23 protein-coding genes and 1 tRNA gene are annotated in these 19,314 nt (G+C 72.7%); 10 read left to right on the forward strand and 14 right to left on the reverse strand.

Annotated elements, in window-relative coordinates; genetic code table 11:
* Positions 1–105 precede the first annotated feature (105 nt).
* Both JNW98_RS22865 and JNW98_RS22870 read left to right on the forward strand, forming a co-directional pair.
* A complete protein-coding gene (locus tag JNW98_RS22865) occupies positions 106–927 on the forward strand; it encodes a lipase family protein (RefSeq protein ID WP_223770146.1) in 822 nt (273 codons plus the stop codon).
* A gap of 134 nt (positions 928–1,061) precedes the next feature.
* On the forward strand, positions 1,062–1,781 hold the full coding sequence (locus JNW98_RS22870) for an HAD-IA family hydrolase (RefSeq protein ID WP_223770147.1): 720 nt from the start codon (positions 1,062–1,064) through the stop codon (positions 1,779–1,781).
* Positions 1,782–1,819: 38 nt separating this feature from the next.
* Here JNW98_RS22870 and JNW98_RS22875 read toward each other — a convergent pair whose 3' ends face one another.
* The 3 genes from JNW98_RS22875 to JNW98_RS22885 form a co-directional block, all read right to left on the reverse strand.
* Positions 1,820–2,293 (reverse strand): carboxymuconolactone decarboxylase family protein, encoded by a 474-nt coding sequence (locus JNW98_RS22875; protein ID WP_223770148.1) that lies wholly within the window; start codon positions 2,291–2,293, stop codon positions 1,820–1,822.
* Between the two features lie 246 nt (positions 2,294–2,539).
* Positions 2,540–3,853 carry a helix-turn-helix domain-containing protein gene (locus tag JNW98_RS22880; RefSeq protein WP_223770149.1) on the reverse strand — a complete coding sequence of 438 codons (1,314 nt, stop codon included), beginning with the start codon at positions 3,851–3,853 and terminating at the stop codon, positions 2,540–2,542.
* Between the two features lie 7 nt (positions 3,854–3,860).
* A complete protein-coding gene (locus JNW98_RS22885; RefSeq protein ID WP_223770150.1) occupies positions 3,861–4,169 on the reverse strand; it encodes a putative quinol monooxygenase in 309 nt (102 codons plus the stop codon).
* A gap of 335 nt (positions 4,170–4,504) precedes the next feature.
* Between JNW98_RS22885 and JNW98_RS22890 the strand changes: the two genes are divergently transcribed.
* Complete coding sequence (locus tag JNW98_RS22890) at positions 4,505–4,840, forward strand: DUF6255 family natural product biosynthesis protein (protein WP_223770151.1); 336 nt, start codon at positions 4,505–4,507, stop codon at positions 4,838–4,840.
* Between the two features lie 31 nt (positions 4,841–4,871).
* Here the strand turns inward: JNW98_RS22890 and JNW98_RS22895 are convergent, their stop codons facing one another.
* Entirely contained in the window at positions 4,872–5,453 is a 582-nt protein-coding gene (locus JNW98_RS22895; protein WP_223770152.1) for a TMEM165/GDT1 family protein, read from the reverse strand.
* Between the two features lie 508 nt (positions 5,454–5,961).
* On the opposite strand from JNW98_RS22895, the gene JNW98_RS22900 reads away from it, so the two are divergent.
* Both JNW98_RS22900 and JNW98_RS22905 read left to right on the forward strand, forming a co-directional pair.
* The gene (locus tag JNW98_RS22900; RefSeq protein ID WP_223770153.1) at positions 5,962–6,435 is read left to right on the forward strand and encodes a DoxX family protein; all 474 of its coding nucleotides are present in this window, start codon (positions 5,962–5,964) and stop codon (positions 6,433–6,435) included.
* Between the two features lie 200 nt (positions 6,436–6,635).
* Positions 6,636–7,283: a DedA family protein gene (locus JNW98_RS22905; protein ID WP_223770154.1), complete on the forward strand. Its 648-nt coding sequence runs from the start codon at positions 6,636–6,638 to the stop codon at positions 7,281–7,283.
* Between the two features lie 108 nt (positions 7,284–7,391).
* On the opposite strand, the gene snpA is transcribed toward JNW98_RS22905, so the two are convergent.
* Positions 7,392–8,093: a snapalysin gene (gene snpA / locus JNW98_RS22910; protein ID WP_223770155.1), complete on the reverse strand. Its 702-nt coding sequence runs from the start codon at positions 8,091–8,093 to the stop codon at positions 7,392–7,394.
* Positions 8,094–8,465: 372 nt separating this feature from the next.
* Between snpA and JNW98_RS22915 the strand changes: the two genes are divergently transcribed.
* Positions 8,466–9,779 carry a LysR family transcriptional regulator gene (locus tag JNW98_RS22915; protein WP_308015653.1) on the forward strand — a complete coding sequence of 438 codons (1,314 nt, stop codon included), beginning with the start codon at positions 8,466–8,468 and terminating at the stop codon, positions 9,777–9,779.
* A gap of 107 nt (positions 9,780–9,886) precedes the next feature.
* Positions 9,887–10,135, forward strand: coding sequence for a plastocyanin/azurin family copper-binding protein (locus tag JNW98_RS22925; RefSeq protein ID WP_223770156.1), 249 nt, complete (start codon positions 9,887–9,889; stop codon positions 10,133–10,135).
* Positions 10,136–10,404: 269 nt separating this feature from the next.
* Here the strand turns inward: JNW98_RS22925 and JNW98_RS22930 are convergent, their stop codons facing one another.
* Positions 10,405–10,827, reverse strand: coding sequence for a hypothetical protein (locus tag JNW98_RS22930; protein ID WP_223770157.1), 423 nt, complete (start codon positions 10,825–10,827; stop codon positions 10,405–10,407).
* A gap of 278 nt (positions 10,828–11,105) precedes the next feature.
* On the opposite strand from JNW98_RS22930, the gene JNW98_RS22935 reads away from it, so the two are divergent.
* Positions 11,106–12,392, forward strand: coding sequence for a serine hydrolase domain-containing protein (locus tag JNW98_RS22935; RefSeq protein WP_223770158.1), 1,287 nt, complete (start codon positions 11,106–11,108; stop codon positions 12,390–12,392).
* A 97-nt stretch (positions 12,393–12,489) separates the two neighbouring features.
* On the opposite strand, the gene JNW98_RS22940 is transcribed toward JNW98_RS22935, so the two are convergent.
* Positions 12,490–13,191 (reverse strand): histidine phosphatase family protein, encoded by a 702-nt coding sequence (locus JNW98_RS22940; RefSeq protein ID WP_223770159.1) that lies wholly within the window; start codon positions 13,189–13,191, stop codon positions 12,490–12,492.
* A gap of 133 nt (positions 13,192–13,324) precedes the next feature.
* On the opposite strand from JNW98_RS22940, the gene JNW98_RS22945 reads away from it, so the two are divergent.
* The gene (locus JNW98_RS22945; RefSeq protein WP_223770160.1) at positions 13,325–13,693 is read left to right on the forward strand and encodes a gamma-glutamylcyclotransferase family protein; all 369 of its coding nucleotides are present in this window, start codon (positions 13,325–13,327) and stop codon (positions 13,691–13,693) included.
* A gap of 18 nt (positions 13,694–13,711) precedes the next feature.
* On the opposite strand, the gene JNW98_RS22950 is transcribed toward JNW98_RS22945, so the two are convergent.
* From JNW98_RS22950 to JNW98_RS22975, 6 genes are all read right to left on the reverse strand, one after another.
* A complete protein-coding gene (locus tag JNW98_RS22950; protein ID WP_223770161.1) occupies positions 13,712–14,893 on the reverse strand; it encodes an NHL repeat-containing protein in 1,182 nt (393 codons plus the stop codon).
* A 35-nt stretch (positions 14,894–14,928) separates the two neighbouring features.
* Positions 14,929–15,984, reverse strand: a complete 1,056-nt coding sequence (locus tag JNW98_RS22955; protein WP_223770162.1) for a gluconolaconase — start codon at positions 15,982–15,984, stop codon at positions 14,929–14,931.
* Positions 15,985–16,204: 220 nt separating this feature from the next.
* Positions 16,205–16,384 carry a hypothetical protein gene (locus JNW98_RS22960; RefSeq protein WP_223770163.1) on the reverse strand — a complete coding sequence of 60 codons (180 nt, stop codon included), beginning with the start codon at positions 16,382–16,384 and terminating at the stop codon, positions 16,205–16,207.
* A gap of 150 nt (positions 16,385–16,534) precedes the next feature.
* The gene (locus JNW98_RS22965) at positions 16,535–16,717 is read right to left on the reverse strand and encodes a hypothetical protein (protein ID WP_223770164.1); all 183 of its coding nucleotides are present in this window, start codon (positions 16,715–16,717) and stop codon (positions 16,535–16,537) included.
* Positions 16,718–16,773: 56 nt separating this feature from the next.
* On the reverse strand, positions 16,774–17,442 hold the full coding sequence (locus JNW98_RS22970) for a hypothetical protein (protein WP_223770165.1): 669 nt from the start codon (positions 17,440–17,442) through the stop codon (positions 16,774–16,776).
* Between the two features lie 9 nt (positions 17,443–17,451).
* The gene (locus tag JNW98_RS22975) at positions 17,452–17,715 is read right to left on the reverse strand and encodes a hypothetical protein (protein WP_223770166.1); all 264 of its coding nucleotides are present in this window, start codon (positions 17,713–17,715) and stop codon (positions 17,452–17,454) included.
* Between JNW98_RS22975 and JNW98_RS22980 the strand changes: the two genes are divergently transcribed.
* A complete protein-coding gene (locus JNW98_RS22980; protein ID WP_223770167.1) occupies positions 17,714–18,223 on the forward strand; it encodes an O-acetyl-ADP-ribose deacetylase in 510 nt (169 codons plus the stop codon). The two genes, JNW98_RS22975 and JNW98_RS22980, sit on opposite strands and share 2 nt — an antisense overlap.
* 801 nt (positions 18,224–19,024) lie before the next feature.
* Here JNW98_RS22980 and JNW98_RS22985 read toward each other — a convergent pair.
* Positions 19,025–19,096 (reverse strand) — tRNA-Val (locus tag JNW98_RS22985).
* Between the last annotated feature and the right edge of the window lie 218 nt (positions 19,097–19,314).

Below are 19,314 nucleotides of genomic sequence, written 5' to 3' on the forward strand. Positions count from 1 at the left end.
CGCGCCGGCGGCGGGGCCGGATACGACAGGCAGCACGCGCACCGCCAAGGGCGCGTACCCGCACCGCAGTTCGCGGCGCCGGACCGACCCCCGGAAGGGAACCCGATGCCCGTACCGTCCACCCTGGACCGCCACGCCACCGAGTGCGACCTGAACCACGCCTACTGGCTGGCCCGCGCCTCCGACCTGGCCTACAAGGACGAGGCCACCATCGAGGAGCAGGCCCGGAAGTGGGGCTTCGACCGGATCAGGCACCACCACACCCGGTTCACCCCGCCGTTCCCGCTCCAGGACACCCAGGCGTTCACCGTCGCCGACGACCACATGATCATCACCGCCTTCCGGGGCACGGAACCGAAGCAGATCCGCGACTGGCTCTCGGACGCCACCACCCCGCCCTGGCCGGGCCCGGCGAGGACCGGCTACGTCCACTACGGGTTCGGGGAGGCCCTGCAGTCGGTGTTCCCCGCGGTGAAGGACACGATCGCGGAGTTCCGCACCTCCGACCAGACGGTCTGGCTGACCGGCCACAGCCTCGGCGGCGCCCTGGCCATGCTCGCCGGCGCCCGGCTGTACCTGGAGGACCCCCGGCTGCGCGCGGACGGCGTCTGCACCTTCGGCCAGCCGCGGACCTGCGACCGCCTGCTCGCCGACGCGTACAACAAGGGCTTCAAGAAGCGCATGCACCGCTTCGTCAACAACAACGACATCGTCCCGCAGCTGCCCCCGGAGCCCGCGTACACCCACGTCGACGCCCTGCGCTACATCGACGCGGACGGCCGGATCCGCGAGTCCATGTCGCTCTTCGGCGGGCTGACCGACCGGGCCAAGGGCCTGACCGCCGACGCGTTCGCCCCGGCGAGCGACGGCGTCCGGGACCACTCGATGAGCCGCTACCTGGCGGCGCTGGAGAAGAACCTGGCGTGAGGCCGGAAAGCCTCCCGCGGCGGGCCGCTCCCTTGGCGCACCCTCCCTTGTTTTGTATCGTGGAGGAACAAACGGAGCCGCTCGCCCGGGAGCGAGCCCGGCGCCGCCCGCCCCACCCCCCGCAGGAGTGCAGCATGCCCAGGTCAGAGTCCCCGTCCATAGGCGCGATCAAGGCCGTACTCCTCGACATGGACGGCACCATCGTCAACTCCGACGCCGTCGTCGAGCGCTGCTGGCGCCGTTGGGCCGAGGAGCACGGGCTGGACGCCGACGAGGCGCTGAAGGTGGTCCACGGCCGCCAGGGCTGGGCCACCATGGCCGTCCTGCTCCCCGACCGGCCCATGGAACTCAACCACGAGGACAACCGGCGCATGCTGGAGGCCGAGACCGCCGACATGGACGGCGTCGTCCCCGTCCCCGGCGCGCCCGCCTTCATGAGCGCCCTCGCCGGCCTCCCGCACGCCCTCGTCACCTCCGCAGACCGGCCCCTCGCCGAGGCCCGCATGGCCGCCGCCGGGCTGCCGATGCCCGCCGTCCGCGTCACCGCCGAGAGCGTCGGCGCCAGCAAGCCCGACCCCGAGGGCTTCCTCAAGGCCGCCGCCGAGCTGGGTTTCGCCCCGCACGAGTGCGTCGTGTTCGAGGACTCGGGCGCGGGCATCACGGCCGGCCGCGCGGCCGGCATGCGGGTCGTCGGCGTGGGCCCCCGCGCGGCGGCCCACGCCCCCGACGCCCTCGTCCCGGACCTCACCGGGGTCCGCGTGGAGGCCGCGCCGGACGGCGGCCTGGTCCTCCACCTCGACGCCGACGACGCCGGCGACGGTGACGACGGCGCCGACGACGACGGCGACCGCTGAGGCACCCCCGGCACCCGCCGGCAGCCGCGTCCGTCAGGTCAGGCGAACTGACCGGGCTGGTAGCCGCCCGCGGGCATCTGCACCATCACGTTCATGCGGTTGAAGGCGTTGATGAGGCCGATGAGGAACACCAGGGCGGCGAGCTGCCGCTCGTCGTAGTGCTTGGCGGCGTTGGCCCAGACCTCGTCCGGGACCCCGCCGGCCGCGTCGGCGATACGGGTGCCCTCCTCCGCCAGCTCCAGGGCGGCCCGCTCGGCCTCGGTGAAGACCGTGGCCTCCCGCCAGGCCGCGATCATGTGCAGCCGGGTCGCGGTCTCCCCCGCGTGGGCCGCCTCCTTGGTGTGCATGTCGAGGCAGAAGCCGCAGCCGTTGATCTGGCTGGCACGGATCTTCACCAGCTCCTGCGTCGCGGCCGGCAGCCCCGAGTCGGTCACGACTTTGCCCGCCGCGACGAGGTGCTTCACGATCGCGGCGGTCTGCGGGTCGCCGTGGAGGTTCAGGCGCGCGTTCATGGTGAACTCCTGGTGTCACGTCTCCGTTGTGCTGTCACCTCTTTGACGGGACAGCCCGCCGCGCTGTGACAGCACCGCGTGTGACCTGCGTCTCGCCGGCTCCTGCTCCTCTCATGGGCGCGGAGAGTGCCCCGGCCCCTCCCCCAGAGGGGTCACCCCCAGTCCTCAAACGCCGGACCGGCTGTATCAGCCCGTTGGGGGCGCCCCCTCTGGGGGAGTTTGAGGACAACCGCGCGGAGCGCGGTTTCAGGGGGTCTGGGGGCTGGTCCCCCAGGAATCGGCGAAGGGGTGGGACCGGGGCGACTCCACCCGCTCAGCCAACTCCCGCAGCGCGGCCGACGCACCCCGCCCCGCGACCAGCGCAAGATCACGGATCGCACCCCGCGCCGCCTCGTGCCCGCGCACCATCTCCGGAGCCAGCCGCTCGGCGGCGAGAAAGCACCGCACCGCCTCGTCGACCCGCCGCAGCTGCGCATGCGCCCGCCCCATGTCGAGGGCGAGCCGCGCCCGCCGCTCGACGGACAGGCCGCCGGCGTCGAGCCGCAGCCCGGTGTCGAGCGCCTCGCCCGCGTCGCCCAGTTCCACGGCGACGGCCACCGCCTGGATCTCCACGTTCGTGGGGCCGAACTCCAGGTGGAAGTCGTTGCGGTCGCCGCCGACGCGGCGTGCCACGGTCCGGGCGCGCTCGGTCTCCCGGCGGGCGGCGGTGCGGTCGCCGCGCCGGGCGTGGAGGAGGGCGAGCACGAGGTGGAAGGAGCCGAGCAGCGACAGCTCCTCCGGAGTGGCCGCCGCCTCGTCGCGGTGCCGGCCGAGCGCGTCGACCGCGGCTTGCGCGACGTGCTCCGCCTGCTCGTACCGCCGGAGCCGCAGGCAGGCGTGGGCCAGCCGGTAGGTTCCGGCGAAGACATCGAGGACGCGCCCGGACAGTTCCGCCGCCGCGATGGAGCGGTCGGCGGCCACCCAGGCGGCGTCCGCTTCGTTCTGCCGGGTGAAGGCCGCCGAGAGCGCCTGGTACGTGCGGGCGAGGAGGCCGTACGCCATCGCCCGCTCACGCTTCCCGGCCGTGCGCGCCAGCCGTTCGAGGCTGGGCAGCAGCGAGTTCAGCGCCGCGCCGAGCTCGGCGTACCGGTCTCCGTGGGCCAGCGACCACACGTGCTCGACGTCCTCCCGGAGGCCGGCGAGCGGCGCGGCGTCATGCGGGGCGTCGTGCGGCGCGTCCGGCGAAGGCGGAGACAGGAGCGTCCCGAGCGCCGGGTGTCCCGAGAGCAGCAGCCTGGCGCGGTTCAGGTGACCGTCCCCTACGGGCCGTTCGGCGGGCTCCGCGGTCGGCGGCGCGTCCGGCCGCAACTCGGCGACCGGCACGCCGAGTCCGTCCGCCAGCCGGTTGAGCACGTCGAGCCGGTTGACGGGCTGGATCCCGCGCTCGACCTGGGAGAGCCAGCTCGTGGTGCGGCCGAGGCGGGTCGCGAGCTCCTTCTGCGTCAGCCCGCGCGCGGCCCGCAGTTCCGCGACGCGGGCGCCGAACGCCCGCCGCTCCCTTTCGCGTTCGGCGTCACTCACCGGCCGTTCACACCCCTCCGTCGACGCGCTCCAGAAACGTGACGTCGGTCCTGAGCACGTATTTCTCGCGTTCCGCCAGGAAATGCCGTACGTGCGGCTGCCGTTCGTGTGCGTCGAAGGCCGCGCGGTCGGCGTACAGCTCGTAGAAGACGCGGGCGTCGGGCTCGTCCGGGACGCGATGCGTCGCGTACACGAGGGTTCCCGGTTCGTGCCGCCGGATCTCCTCGACCGTGCGCGAGACCAGCGCGTCGAAGGCGTCCGCGGCCTCCGCGCCGCGCAAGGCGAACCGGACGACAAGGCCGAAACCCGCAGCCATAAGCGTTCTCCCCTCGGGTCGCACCAAGAATCGCAGAGCCTCGGCGGTGCGGTACAGCCGCAGGAATTCTTGACTCACAGAAACACTGCGAGTAGCGTCACGGTCACACTGCCGCCGGGCATGGGGAATTCACCGCCGCGCGTCGCCAATCGGCTTGTGCGCGGCGGGACTTCACGGCCGTGCGGAACAGGCGCGGACGCACGGCGGGCCGCTCGACGGAACACCGGAACGGACATACGAAAAGGCCCCGACGGAATATGCGCTCATCGGTGCTGAACCACCGGACGAGCTCCGTCGAGGCCGACATCTGACCCCTGGATAAAGCAGGAGATTCGATGCGCCTTCAGAGTATCGGCCCGCGGGGCGGTCCGCGTACCCCGCACCGGTTCTGCGGCCACCCGCCGTCCGCCTGGACGACGGCGGACGGCATGCGGACGTGCGGTGCGTGCGGGACGCGCCGGGTGGACGACTACGCGGCGCTCGCGCTCGCGCTGGAACTCCCGGAGCGGCCGGGGCCGTTCGGGCCGACCTCCCGCGGCCGGGGCGCCATGGCGGCCGTACGCCCCGGCGGCGGCCCGGCCCCCGGCGGCGGCTCCGCCGCCGCCCGCCGCGCGGAGTTGCTCAGGCGGGTGCGGGAAGCGAACCGGTGGAGCGCCGAGCGGCGGCCGTAGGAGGGGCAGGGGGCCTGACTCGTCGCCGGGACTACCCCATCGCCGCCTCGTAAAGGCTGAATCCGGCCAGCGCCAGCATGATCAACGCCGCGACACGCGTGATCAGCGTCAGGGGCACGTACCGCATCAGGGTGCGGCCGCCCACGATGCCCAGGGCCGCCACGGCCCACAGGCCCAGGACGGCGCCGAGGCCGACCGAGAGCGGGTCGTCGTAGCGGGCCGCGAGGTTGGCGGTCATGATCTGGGTGAGGTCGCCGAACTCGGCCGCCAGGATGAGCATGAAGCCGGCGCCGGACACCTTCCAGAAGGACTGGTCGGCGGGCTTCCGCACCTCCTCGTCGTCGTCCTCCTTCTGGAACAGCAGCATGGCCGCTCCGATCAGGAAGGCCGCGCCGACGATCGCCTGGAGCAGGCGGTGCGGGAGAAGGGTGAGCAGGCTGCCCGCGGCGAGCGCCAGGGCGACGTGCACCAGGAAGGCGGCGGCGACGCCCGCGAAGACGTACGAGGCGCGGTAGCGGGTGCCGAGCATGAGCGAGGCCAGGGCGGTCTTGTCCGGCAGCTCGGCCAGGAAGATCACGCCGAAGACCAAGGCGGTGACGGTGAGGCTGATCACAGGATTCCTCTTCGGTGGGGCTGCCGCACCGGAAGGGTCCCGCCCCGGGCCCTGGGGGATCCAAGGGGGTTCAGGGGTCGCTTCGGCACGGCAGCGTCGTGGACACTGCGGCCGAAGGTCTCGCTGGCCCGCACCCTTACGGGTCGGCCTCCGGGCGCCGGCCGGGCCTGGGGCCCAGCAGTATGTCGACGGTCCGGCGAAGAGCTACTCCCCTTCTGCTCCCCTCAGGGTACGGGACGGGAGTGCCACCCGTCGCCCCGCGAGCCGTACACCTGTTTTCCACTTTCCGCGGCGCGCCGGAAGTCGCACGCTGTCATCAGGGGGACCGTGCGACCGGACGGATCCGGATGCGGAAAAGCACCGGAAAGACACCGGAAAGCCGCCGGAGCGCCCGGCGCACGACGAAGCGCTCGAAGCGAAACGAAGAACTTGAACTTGCAAGTATCGTTAGGGGTACCTAACCTTTGGACCTCTCGTCGTATCCGTCCCCGACACGAGGAGCAGTCCCATGCCCCCCACACCCACTCAGGCCGCCCCCCACCCGGCCCCCGCGTCCCCCCGCGGCTCCGCACCGCTCGCGGCCCGCCTCGACGCCGCCCGGCCGTACGTCCTCTCGCTGTTCCGCATCGTCGTCGGCCTGCTGTTCGCCTGCCACGGCGCGGCCTCGCTCTTCGGCATCCTCGGCGGCGCGGCCGGTACCAAGGGCGGCACGATCGACGCCGGCACCTGGCCCGGCTGGTACGCGGCCGTCATCCAGCTCGTCTGCGGCGTCCTGGTGATGCTCGGCATCGGTACCCGCGGCGCGGCCCTGATCGCCTCCGGTTCCATGGCGTACGCCTACTTCGACGTGCACCAGAAGCTGGCCTTCTGGCCGATCCAGAACGGCGGCGAGGCCTCCGTGATGTTCTGCTGGGCCTTCCTGCTGCTCGTCTTCACCGGCCCGGGCCCGCTCGCCCTCAGCCGCCTGTACTCCCGCCGCTGACGCTCCGGGCGCGGCGGTGGTCCGGCCCGCCGTCCGGTGACGACGGCCGGGGGGCACGTGATGCGTACGTGATACGTACTACATCGCGTGCCCCCCTTCCCTTGCCCCAGGAGCCTCAGGCGTACTCTGTACGGTTGTGAAGGCCGCTCCTGCCGCTCCCCTGCGACATCGCGGCGGGGGACCGTAACAGGAGATCGGACGTGCTGGATCAGCTGGGGGCGTTGGCCGACACCCCATGGATATACGCGATCGTCGGGCTTTCGGTACTGCTCGACGTCTTTCTGCCCGTGCTGCCGAGCGGGGTGCTCGTGATCACCGCAGCCACCGCGGCGGCCGGCTCCGCCGTGGGCACCCACGGCCACACCGCCCTCCCCGAGATGTTCGCCCTGGTGATGTGCGCCGCGACGGCGTCGGTCCTGGGCGACCTGGTCGCGTACCGCCTCGCCTGGCGCGGCGGTGACCGTTTCGACCGGGCCATCGCCCGCTCGCGCCGCCTCACGGCCGCCCAGGAACGGCTCGGCACCGCGCTGCTGCGCGGCGGCGGCGCGCTCGTCGTCGTCGCCCGCTTCGCCCCCGCCGGGCGCTCCGTGGTCAGCCTGAGCGCGGGCGTCATGCACCGCAAGGTCCGCGAGTTCCTGCCCTGGTCCGCCCTCGCCGGGCTGTCCTGGGCGCTGTACAGCGTGTTCCTCGGGTACTTCGGGGGCCAGTGGCTCGGCGCGACGTGGATCGGCACGGCCGTCTCCGTCCTCGCCCTGTTCCTCGCCGGCGCGTTCGCGGCGTTCCTCGTCCGCCGCCCGCACGAGACGGAGACGGCGGCAGCGGCGGCAGCAGCGGCGGAAGCCGGCTAGCGGACGGCACGACGACCACAGCGACACGAACGGCCCGGTCCCTCATCAGAGACCAGGCCGTTCGCCGTTCCGTGCGAGGACGGGCCGTCAGGCGGTTCCGCCGGTCCGTCAGTAGACCTTCTTCACCGCGCCCTGCTTGGCGAACGGGGACAGCCCGTTGCGCCACAGCGAGTCCACCCGGCTGCGCTCGTTGCTGTTCGGGTAGCGGTTGGTGCAGGACGGGCCGGGGCCGCCACCGGACATCAGCTCGCTGCACGGGCCCGAGTAGTGGTCCGGCAGGCCGAGGACGTGCCCGGTCTCGTGGGCGGTGACGCGCACCGAGTCGTACTGCTGGTTCTGCCGGTAGTCGAGGAAGACGTACCCGCGGCCGTGGCCGTCGGTGCTCGCGTACGAACCGCGCGAGTCGTTGCCCTCGTAGTACCGGAAGTCCGCGTTGGAGCCCGACTGGAGGCGGACGTTGCGGACGGAGCTGTTCCATATCTGCGCGCTCTGCGCTATCTGGTTCGCGAAGCTCGGCGCCTGGCGGGCGTCGTACGTCACCGTGACCGTGCGCAGCCCGGGCGACGCGGCCTGCTTGGCCTTCGCCGACTTCATGACGGCCTCGAAGAACGCCTTGTTGTTGGCCTCTTCCTGGGCCGAGCCGACGTACGACGATCTCGTCATGCCCTGCCCGGCCGACGCGGACTGGGTGGCCGCGGTCGCCGGGACGGCCGCCGTGGTGGCGGCGACGGCGAGGCCGAGGGCCGCCGCGGCGACCAGGGCGGAGCGCTGCGTGGAGCGCTTGAGGGAACGCTGCATGGAGTGGTTCATGTGGGGGACTCCATTTCCGTCGGTGGGCCACCGGCCGCGCGGGTGGGACGCACGGCCGGGTGACGCACCGGTGAAGTGTTCGGTCCCGCAGAGTGTCTGCCGAGCCATCGGCGACCGGGATGATGCCAATCGGCGATAGCTCCGGCCAATCACCCCCGGGCGCCCGCGCCCCCAAGGTGCTCCCAAGGTGCCCCCAAGCGTCCACACTGCGGCAGCCCCTCGCGTCCCTGCCGTCCCCGCCGTCCCGCACCACCATTGCCGCACCACCGCCCCCGCGACCATGCGCGGTTGACGGACGGTTGACGGGCGGTTCACACACCTGCCCGAGAATGTGCCTGGTGTGGCCAAGGGGGCGCGGTTATGCTCCGGACCGTGGAGCTTGAGGTCAGGCACCTCCGTGCGCTGTGCGCCATAGCCGATACCGGGAGCGTACGGAAGGCCGCATTACAGCTGGGCATGACCCAGCCCTCGCTCACCACTCAGCTCAGGCGCATCGAGGGAGCGATCGGCGGGGTGCTGTTCACCCGCGGGCAGACGGGCAGCCGTCCGACGCCCCTCGGCCATTCCGTGCTGTCCCGCGCCCGGCCGATCGTGGCCGAGATGACCGCCCTGGTGATGGCGGCGCGTGACGCCGCCTGCGGCATGGGCGGCCGGTGCCTGCGCCTCGGCAGCGTGGGCGGGCCGACCGTGGCCGAGTGGCTGCGCCGCGTCCACCGACGGCTCCCCGGCACGGACACCACGATCCACATAGAGGTCTCCCCGGCCGCCCTGGTCCAGCTGCTCGCCGGTGACCAGCTCGACGTCGCCCTCGTCCAGGAACCGGCCGGCTTCCCGCTGCACCTGCCGCCGGGCCTGGAGCGGCGCGTGCTGGTCGACTGCGAGCCGCGGTTCGTCGCGTTGGCCGCCGGGCATCCCGTCGCCGCCCTCACCTGCGTGGCGCTGCCCGAACTCGCCGACGACTCCTGGATCGTCGACCCGACCGCCGACCACGAGTGCGCCGCCCTGCGCCGCGCCCTCTCGGCGGCCGGCCTCAACCCCCGGCTGCTCCAGGTCCGCGACACCGCCACGGCCGCCGACCTCGTCGCGTCGGGCGAGGCCGTCCGCCTCTGCCAGCCCACGGCCGAACCGACGGACGGCACGGTCGTCCGCCCCCTGCTCGGCGATCCGCTCACGGCCCGCCTGTCCCTGGTGTCACGGACGGGGGCGCTGTCCATCACCGAGATCGACGCGCTGTACGAGGACGTGGCCGTCGCCTACGAGGAGTTGGCGCACGGGAACGCGGCGTACCGCGCGTGGCGGGAACGGCGCGGCGAGATCCGGCCGTCGCCGCCGGAAGCGTACGCGGCGCCGGGCGTGGGGATGCCGTACGCGGCGCCGGGGGTGGCGATGCCGTACGCGGCGCCGGGGGTGGCGATGCCGTACGCGGCGCCGGGGGTGTCGTACGCGGCGCCGGGCCCCTGCGTGCCGCCGGGCCCGGGCGGGCATCCGGAACCGTCGGCGCCCCCGGAGCCGTACGCGCTCCCGAGACAGGCCCCGCCGTCCCACGCAGCCCCCGCGGCTCCCCCGGCCCCCGCGACCCCTGCGGCCCACGCGTCGTCCGCGGCGCCGCACGCCGTCCTCCGGGCGCCGGCCGTGCGGCTGTCACCCACCGGAACCCCGCAGGAGCACCGGCACCTCTCCGCCTGAGGCCGCCCGGGTGAGTCAGGGCCGGTTCCCGGATGGGAACGCCGGTCGGCGGGCAGGTCCTCCTCACTCGGGCGGACCCACGCGCCCGGACACGAGGAGCACGTCCCATGCCCCAAGTCTCCATCCGGGACTTCGCCTTCCATCCCGGTGAACTGACCGTCAATGTCGGCGAGACGGTCACCTGGACCAACGACGACACCGAAACGGACCACACGGTGACCGCGGACGACGGCTCGTTCGGCTCGGCACCGTTCCCGCCGCGGGGGACCTTCTCCCACACCTTCACCACGCGCGGCCGGGTCCCCTACCACTGCTCCCTGCATTCCACGATGCGGGGGACGGTGACCGTCACCTAGGGAACGACCGCTCGGGAAAAGGCCGTTTCCTAGGTGCCCTAGGTGCCTTAGGTGCCTTAGGTGCCTTAGGTGCCTTAGGTGCCTTAGGTGCCTTAGGTGCCTTAGGTGCCCTAGGTGCCCTAGGCGACGGCCGATACCGAGATGTCCGCGCCCGGCCGGGGCACGGCGGTCCCCCCGGCGGGCCGGGCCCGGGCGGGCGGTGGCGGACGTCCTCACCGCCGCCGCCCGCCTCCTTCGTCCGGGCGATGTCCCCGCTTCACCACCGACCTTCACCCGAGCAACGCCGCCGCCCGCTCCATCACCTCGGGGCTCCCGAACGTCACCCGTCCCACGTGCACGCCCTCCGCCCCGTACGCCGGTTCCTTGAGGACCGCGCTCCGCGCGACGTCCAGCGTCCAGGGTTCGCCGTACACGACGAGTCCGCCGGCCGGCGGCATGACGCTCATGCTCCAGCCCGCGCCGAGCAGCCACCTGCCGTACGTGTCCGTCTCGTTGGCGGTGCTGGACGGCAGATGGCGGGCCGCGAGCTCCCACAGCGAGGCCGCGGCCGGGGACGTGCCCGGTACGGGCACGGAGGCCACCACCGCCATCGACTCGTGCCTGGCGTACGCCAGCACACACCGGGCGTCCGGCCACTGGGCCGTGAAACGCGCCATGATCACCCGGTCCGCTCCGGTGATGCGTCTGGCCATGCCGCTCCCCTCCCCTTCCGCCGGTACCCCCACCGGCCTTCCCTCGTGCACCCAACCGCCGTGGGGCGTACGGGGTCACGGGTACGGCCGAGGTCACCCGTGGGGCGTCCGCGACACCCGAGGGGGGTGGTGCCAGGTACACCCCGCCCAGGGGCGCAGGCCCATGGCCCGCCCGGCGCCCCGGTGATGGGATCGGTGTACGCGACAGCGCGGGGGGGGGCGGAGCGCCGGAGGACGACGCACCCGGCCCTGGGCAACGAGCACGAGGAGCACGGAACATGCGGGTGCGCGACAGCGGTCACGGTCACGGCCACGGACGCGGGGGCGGAAGCGGACGCGGAGGCGGCCACGGAGGCGGGCGACCGGGCCGCCGCCGGAGCGGAAGGGCCCTCGCGATCGGCGGCGCGGTCGCCGCGGCGACGGCACTGCTGACGGGCCTGACCCCGGCCTCGGCCACGGCGGCGCGGACCGCCGCCCCCGCCGCCCACACCACCCTGGACGCCGACGTCCGGGCCGTCCGGGCGGCGGGCGGCGACGTCCGCGTGCTCGCCGAGGTGGACACGGGCCGCGGCGTGCTCCGGTCGCGCGCGGGCGGCAGCGCGGCGCCGACGCCCTGGGACGCCCGCTTCCGGGCCGCGAGCACGACGAAGACGTTCACGTCCGTCGTCGTCCTCCAACTGGCCGCCGAGAAGAAGCTGTCCCTCGACGACACCGTCGAGAAGTGGCTCCCCGGCGTCGTCAAGGGCCACGGCAACGACGGTGCGCGGATCACCGTCCGCGACCTCCTCCGGCAGACGAGCGGCCTGTTCGACTACGTCGACGACCCGGAGCTCGGCCGGGCGCTGGCCGAGAGCTTCGAGAAGCACCGATACGACACGACGCCCGCCACGGAGTGGGTGGCCGTCGCCCTGCGCCACCGGCCGCTGTTCCTGCCGGACCCCGCGCACCCGCGCTGGGCGTACTCCAACACCAACTACCTGCTCGCCGGCATGATCGCCGAGAAGGCGGGCGGCCTGCCGTGGCGCGAGCAGGTCGAGCACCGGATCATCGCCCCGCTGGGCCTGCGCGGCACCTCCGTACCGGGCGCCAACCCCTACCTCCCCGGCCCCCACGCCCGCGTCACCCTCCGCACCCCCGACGGCGGGCGGACGGACGTCACCGACCACAGCATCCAGCACACCGCCGACTCCGGGGTGGTCAGCACCACCGCCGACCTGCGCGCCTTCTTCCGCGCCCTGGCCGGCGGCAAGCTCCTCCCGCCCGCCCAGCTGCGGGAGATGCAGCGGACGGTGGCCAGGACCGGCGACGCGGACGACCTCGCCGAGTGGCCGGCCGGCGGGTACGGTCTCGGCCTCCGCTGGACCCCGCTCACCTGCGGCGGCGGGTACTGGCACCACGAGGGCGACGGCTTCGGCTCGTACACCCGCACCGGCGTGACCCCGGACGGCCGCCGGTCGGTCGCGGTGTCCGTCACCAGCGACGGCGACCGCCCCGACCTCGTCCGCCTCAACCAGGCCACGCGCAAGCTGGCCGACGACGCGCTCTGCGGACGCGCCGGGCGCTGAGCCGGCGAGCCGGCCCCGGCTACGGGGACGGAGACGGGGACGGGGACGGGGACGGGGACGGGGACGGGGACGGCCGGTATACAGGGGCGGCCGCGTTCTACGGGAACGGCCGCGTCACCCCGAACTCCACCCGCCGCAGCCCGCCGCCGCCCCCGCCCCCGCCATCGTCGTCCGCGACCCACCGCGAGACGGAGGCGTTCGGCACCGGCCACGGCCGGTCCGGCGTCTCGCCGCCGAGCACGTGGCGCAGCGCCACGACGACCGCGTCGTGCGCCACGAGCAGCACCCGTCGCGCGGGCGGTACGGCGTCGGGGTCATGCAGCAGGGCGCGGACCCGGGCGGCGACGTCGGACAGCGACTCGCCGCCGGGCGGCCGGTAGGCCCACTCGCCGGCGCGTTCGCGGCGCAGCACCTCGCCGGGGTCACGGGCGCGGATCGCGTTCGCGTCGTGCCCCTCGAAGACGCCCATGTCCCGGTCGCGCAGCCGCTCGTCGAGAACGGGCGCGGGCAGAGACGCCCGGCAGCCGAGCCGTCCGGCCGCGTCCGCCATGGCCTCCCACGTCTGCCGGGCGCGGAGGTACGGCGAGACGACGACGGCGTCCGGGACCGTCGCGGCCAGCCACCGGCCGAGCCCGGCGGCCTGCTCCCGGCCGAGCGGGGTCAGCGGTACGCGCAGGTCGGCACCGGCGGGCAGCACGGCGGGCGTGCCGGTGGCGTGGGCCCGGTCGAACAGGACGTTGGCCGTGCTCTGGCCGTGCCGGACGGCGATCAGCTCGGCGGGGAGGGCGGCGGCGGCCACGGGCGGCTCCTGTGAGGTGACGGGCACCGGCCTTCGACGGACGGCATCGGCCTTCAGCGGACGGAGGCACACCCCATCTCGCGAGGCACACCTCATATTGCACGGCCGCACCCCCCGCCCCGATGCTGTAACCATGATCGAACAGCCCACCGTCCGCCTCTTCTCCTACGGCACCCTGCGCCAGCCCGAGGTCCAGCGCTCCCTCTTCGGCCGCGAGCTCGCCGGCACGTCCGACGCACTGCCCGGCTACCGGCTGGCCACCGTGGAGATCACCGACCCGCACGTCATCGCGCTCAGCGGCTCCGCCCACCACCCGATCCTCCGGCCGACGGGCGACCCCGCCGACCGCGTCGAGGGCACCGCGCTCCTGATCACGGAGAGCGAACTGGCCGCGGCGGACGACTACGAGGTGGACGACTACGCGCGCACCCTGGTGCCGCTCGCCTCCGGCGCCGAGGCGTGGGTGTACGCGCCGGCGGACTCCGGTACGGCGGCCACGTAACGCCGCGCACCGCGTCGCTCAGGTCCCGGTCCCGGGCGGCGGAACGACCTGTCCGACGCCGCCCCGGGCCTCGGTGGCGCTCTTGCGGATCTGCCACAGCTGTCCCTGCTGGTTGCCGACGTAGATCCGGTCGTCACCGACGTCCAGGGCGAGGCCCTTGCAGGTCTGGAGCCCCGTGGCCACCACGCGGTGCGCTCCGTCGGCGAGCGTGATCTCGTACAGGCGCCCGTTCAGCGGCTGCGGGTCGACGGCGTACGCCTTGCCGGCGCCGTCGAGCTCCACGCGCAGGGCGCCTGCCCCGGAGAGGGTGGTCAGGACGTGGTGCCTGCCGGTGGCGAGATCGACCTCGTACAGACGGCCGCCGGTGTCGCCGACGTACGCCTTGCCCCGCCCGTCCAGTGCCACACCGGTGGCGGTGAGGACGCCCAGTTCCGCGGCGACCCGCTTCTTCTCCTTGCTGCCGAGGTCGACCTCGAAGAGCTGCCCTTCGGCGTGGTTGACGACGTAGGCCCTGCCTTTGCCGCCGTCCAGTGCTACGCCGTACGCGCCGGTGAGGCCGGTGATCGGGGTGAAGGAGCCGTCGGACAGATTCACCACGAGGAGGCGCGCGTTGGCGTAGTCGGTGACGTAGGCGCTGCCCTTCCCGTCCACCTTCACGTCGCCGACGTCCCCGAGTCCGCTCGCGATCACGTGCTGGGCGCCGGTGGCGACGTCCACCGCGGACAGTTTCTGTCCGGCCCGGTCGGCGACGTACACCGTCTTCCGCGCCGGGTCCACCGCGAGGCCCTCCGACGCTCCCAGGCCCGTCGTGACCAGGTCGTACGCCGTCCTGTGGTCGATGACCCTCGACAGGTCCTCCATCTTCGGCAGGTCTTCGTCGCGGAGGTCCGCCTTCGGCGGCCCGCACGCCTTCAGGCTCGACGACGCCGTGCGGGAGACGGTGTTGGGGTCTTCGGATGCCTGGCGCTGGGCGGTGGACGCCTCTTGGGCGTTCCGGAACAGACCACCCAGGAATTCCATGACACCGAACGCGCCGTGTGCCGTCTGACGTACGAGCCACGGATCGCGTTCCGCTTCCAGGTCCCGTACGTCCTTGGACTCGCCTTCGGCACCAGGGGTGTTGCCCCGGATCTTCTCGGTGGACTTCTCACCGGATTCCGACTGGTCTCCGCCGGTGTCGAAGATGTTCCCGAAAGACATGTCCGTCCTCCGCGCTAGAGAGCCTGCTTCTGGTGCTAGAGAGCCTGCTTCTGATTCTTGAAGTCGATCTCCTCGGGCTGGAAGACCCGGTGCTCGCCGACTTTCACGGCGACGATTTCGGCCAGCCCCTTCTGCAGGAACCTCCTGCCGGTGTCGCACATGTCGAAGTTGTTGGCCTCGTCGGCGGTTTCGCCGAGCGGCCAGGCGAGGACGCGGCTGTACTCGTTCGCGGTCTGCGGCGGAGCGCACCGGACCGGCACCGGCTCTTCGTAGTACAAGGCGACCCAGCCGCCGAACGTGACGGGAATGGCATAGGAGAACCGTCTGATCTGCCGCCGCGTCGTGGCCATGACGTCCACCCGGCTGCCCACCGGCACGGTGACCGTCGACGTGTGCTTCCAGGCGGTGGTCAGCGAACCGCTGACGGACGCGGTGATCCCGAGCATCAGCTGCGCCGACAGTTCCCCGGTCCCGGTGGCGGAACCCGATGCCGTCGTCGTGCCGGTCGCCTGGGTCTGGGTCTCGTTGTCGACGCCGATGTTGTCCTTGCTGTTCTTCACCGTGGACTTCATCGACTTGTTCAGCGCCATGCTCTTCTGCAGCTGCGCCTGTACCGCCGCCGAGGTCTTCGCCCCGAACGTGAGCTGCACGGTTCCCTGGAGCGACCAGCTGATGGTGTTCGAGATCGAGAACTCGACCGTGTCCGTCGCGGTGAACTGCACGGGGTCGGTGGCGTTGACGTACGTCTGCTTGGAGAGCAGGTCGGGAGGCGGCTGCTCGATATCGCCTTCCTCTTCGATGAGCGGCACCCCGAGGTTCAGATAGGCGCGCCATCCGCGCTCACGGGCGGTGGCCTCGTCGGCCGGAAACCCTTCGTAGCGAACGTCGTTCAGGGAGAATCCGACGGGACAGATCTCGGCCTTCCCGTCCTTGGGCATCCTCTTCAGCTTGCTCAGGTTCCGCTCGAGAGTGGCGCGCGCTTTGTGGAGGAGGTCGAGCTCTTCCTGGTTCCGCGTCGTCAAGGGATGACGCATGAAGACGTCGCCGAGATAAGCCCGGCCCACACTGTTCTTCGCACTGGGCTCGGCCATCGCCTGAAGGATCCTCTCGCCGCGCACTGTGCCGCCGGAAAACGGTGCCGCCGGAAAACGGTGTGGCCGGAAACGGGGGGGGCGGGTAACCATGCGGCTGGGCAACCGCGTTGCCACGGCCGACTCCCGGGCACTGCCTCCAGGCTCACACCCGCGACGACGAGTGTCGCGCCGGACGGCACCACACGAGTGAAGCCACGACCAGCGTCCGGGACCGGGGTCAGCGCCGCCCGCCGCGCCACCGCAGCGGCCCGGCGGCCAGCCACTCCGCGCGCATCTGCTCGTACTCCCGCCGCTCGGTGGTGGTGAGCGCGCGTCCCCGGCGCGCGGTCAGGAAGGCGCGGATGGCACGGTTGATCTCTTCGGCGCGTGGCTGCTGACGGATGGGGACCAGGGACATGCCGACAGGCTAAGGGGAGCCACTGACAAACGGCCCGGGATCCGGGCAGAGTTCAGGAGAAGCTCATCAAATCCTCATCAAGCGGGGCACGACGGCCGGCACACCCTCCGTACCACTCCCGCCACCTTTCCCCGCACGCCGCCTTCCCCTTCACGCCGCCGTGCAGTACCGGCCCCGGCCGCGGGTGGCCGCGAGCCACTCGGTCCGCAGCCGGGCGTACTCCCGCCGCTCGTCACCGGTCAGCGCGCGGCTGCTGCGCGCGGTGAGGAAGCTGCGGATGGCGTGGTTGATCTCCTCGGGGCATGCGGGACCTGCGGTCCGGGTGGGGGACATGCGCCCAGATTACGAACGCACACGAACCACCGCACCCGAATTACCCCCCACCGGCCTCAACTGTCACCAATGGCGGCCACCGCGAAGGCGAGCCGGCGATCAAGCCACCGAGCCTTGACGCGGAAGTCGACCCCCTCGGACTGCATCACCTCTTCCCCCTCGGCCAGCCACAGCAGGGTCCGGTCGCGGCGAGGCGCGTCACCGCCCTCGGCACCGAAGGAGAACACCGAGTCGAGGACGCCCTCGACGAGCTTGCCGGCCGCGCGGGCGGCGGCGTCCCGCCGGGAGAGGGCGGCCCACTTGTTGCGCCCGACGATCTCGGGGTGCCCGGGCTGCTCGACGCGCCAGGTGTGCCGCAGCAGCTTCCGCGTCGGCGGAACACGCCGAACGCGCCCGACCTCGCCCCCCGACTCGTCCCGTACCACGTACCGCCGCTCCCCATCGCCATCCCCGGTGCACTCGACCGTACACAGCACACGCTGCCGCTCCCGATCTCCGTACAGCACGCGGGTGGCCGCGTCGCGGGTGACGATCAGGGCGCAGGGCGGGTAGACACGGCCCGCGCCCTCCCGCCGGGGTACGCGGACGGCGGTGGGCCCGAACACCGTGCGCCCGCCCTTGGCACTCTGCCGCTCCACGCCGCCGACGGTGAACGTGGTGACGCCCCGCCAGTCAAGAACCGCCGGCAGCGACTCTTCGTCCCGCCCGCCCCTCCCGAAAACCATCCCCCGACCCTAATCCCACAGGTTGAACAGCAGTTCCCCGAGGCTCTCCGGCCGCCAGTAGGCCACCTGCTCCCGCTCGACCCCGGCCGGCGCGGAGGTGTCGACCCCCGCAAGCGACACCGACAGGCACGCCGCCCCCAACACCGTAAACCCCCACTCCGCGAGCCCGGCGAAAAGCCCGCCGCCATCCTCGTCACCACACTCCGCTCTCCTGCCACCGGACCCGGAAATCACCCTGTGCCCGGCCGCCCCGTCCCCGAGGATGGGCGCCATGACCGTCATCACCCTCGTCCAAGGCGACATCACCGAACAACACGTCGACGCCATCGTCAACGCGGCGAACTCCTCGCTGCTCGGGGGCGGCGGCGTCGACGGCGCGATCCACCGGGCCGGCGGCCCGGAGATCCTCGCCGCCTGCCGCGCCCTCCGCGCCTCCCACTACGGCAAGGGCCTCCCCACCGGCCGAGCCGTCGCCACGACGGCCGGCCGCCTGCCGGCCCGGTGGGTCGTCCACACGGTCGGCCCGGTGTTCAGTCAGGAGGAGGACCGCTCAGAGCTACTCGCCTCCTGCTACCGGGAGTCCCTCCGCGTCGCGGCCGAACTGGGCGCCCGGACCGTCGCGTTCCCCGCCGTCTCCGCGGGAATCTTCGGCTGGCCGATGGACGACGCGGCCCGCACAGCGGTCGAGACCGTACGGCAAACGGACACGGCGGTGGAGGAAGTCCGCTTCGTCCTCTTCGACGAGCGGGCGTACGCGGCCTTCACCGCACAGATGCCCTGACCGCTCACGGCCGACCGGAGAACGCTCCGGAGCCATCTTCGCCAACGACAGCACCCGACACCGCCTGCCCGTCGCGTGGAACCGCCGGAGAGCCCGTTCCGTCGGAGTGACGGCCGGACGGCAAAGCGCGCAGAAAGGCTCCCCAAGGAATGAGGCCACGCGTCTTCCATTTCGACGAGATTCCGTGCGGCCCGGGAGAGAGGGCGCCCCCTCTGCCGCACCGAGTCTTGGACTGCTCCCGGGGTCCCCTCACAGGTCGTAGCCGACCCACGAGGGCCTTCCGAACACTCCGGAGCCGGCCGGTGGCCGAGGTCATCGATTCCGTTTCGAAAGTCGTCATGGCAGTCACCAGCATCATCGTGGCCGCCCCGATCGTCCGCTCTTGGTGGGCGAAGTCCCGCCGAAACGACCGCCGCTAGCAGCGACACCTCGGGGCGCGGGGCCGACCGCCTCAAGCCCCGAGCCACTCCGAGCGCCGGAGCCTGGTGCGGAGCTCGCCGAATCGGCGATATCCGGAGCTCCGAGTCACGATCACGATTCCCCGCCCGGCTGACGTGCACACGCAAATGCCGCCACGACCGGGCGCTTCCCGAGGCCGCCGGGGCGCGGACGGCAAGCGGCACCTTCGGCGTCTCGGCGCCGCGCGCCGACGGCCCCCGTCAACACTTGATCATTTGGGAGGAATCCGGGAGGCGGTGGCCGCCGGGCACCCGGTTTCGTGGACGGGGGACGCTCACGCCGATCGCGTCGAGAACGGCGAAGACCCAGGACGGAGACTGCTCCGACCTGGGCCTTCATGCGTGGGCACAGACGGATTTGAACCGCCGACATCCGCTTTGTAAGAGCGGCGCTCTACCGCTGAGCTATGCGCCCGCAACGAAAGGACAGCCTACATGCCCCCGGCGGCCCCTCCGCAAACCCTTAAGGGCCCCGGCCGGCCGAGGGCGACCGGGGGTTAACCCCACCCCCGGCCCGGTGGTGTGCGGGATGCCGGGGTGGCGGTGGGGGTCCGTAGCGTGGGTGGGGTCGGGGAGGGGCCTGGGGGTCGCTTCGCAGTGGGGCGCGGGAGCGCTCGGTGCGCACCGGCGTCG

It is taken from the genome of Streptomyces huiliensis, from assembly GCF_020037025.1.
In the GTDB taxonomy this organism is placed as follows: domain Bacteria; phylum Actinomycetota; class Actinomycetes; order Streptomycetales; family Streptomycetaceae; genus Streptomyces; species Streptomyces huiliensis.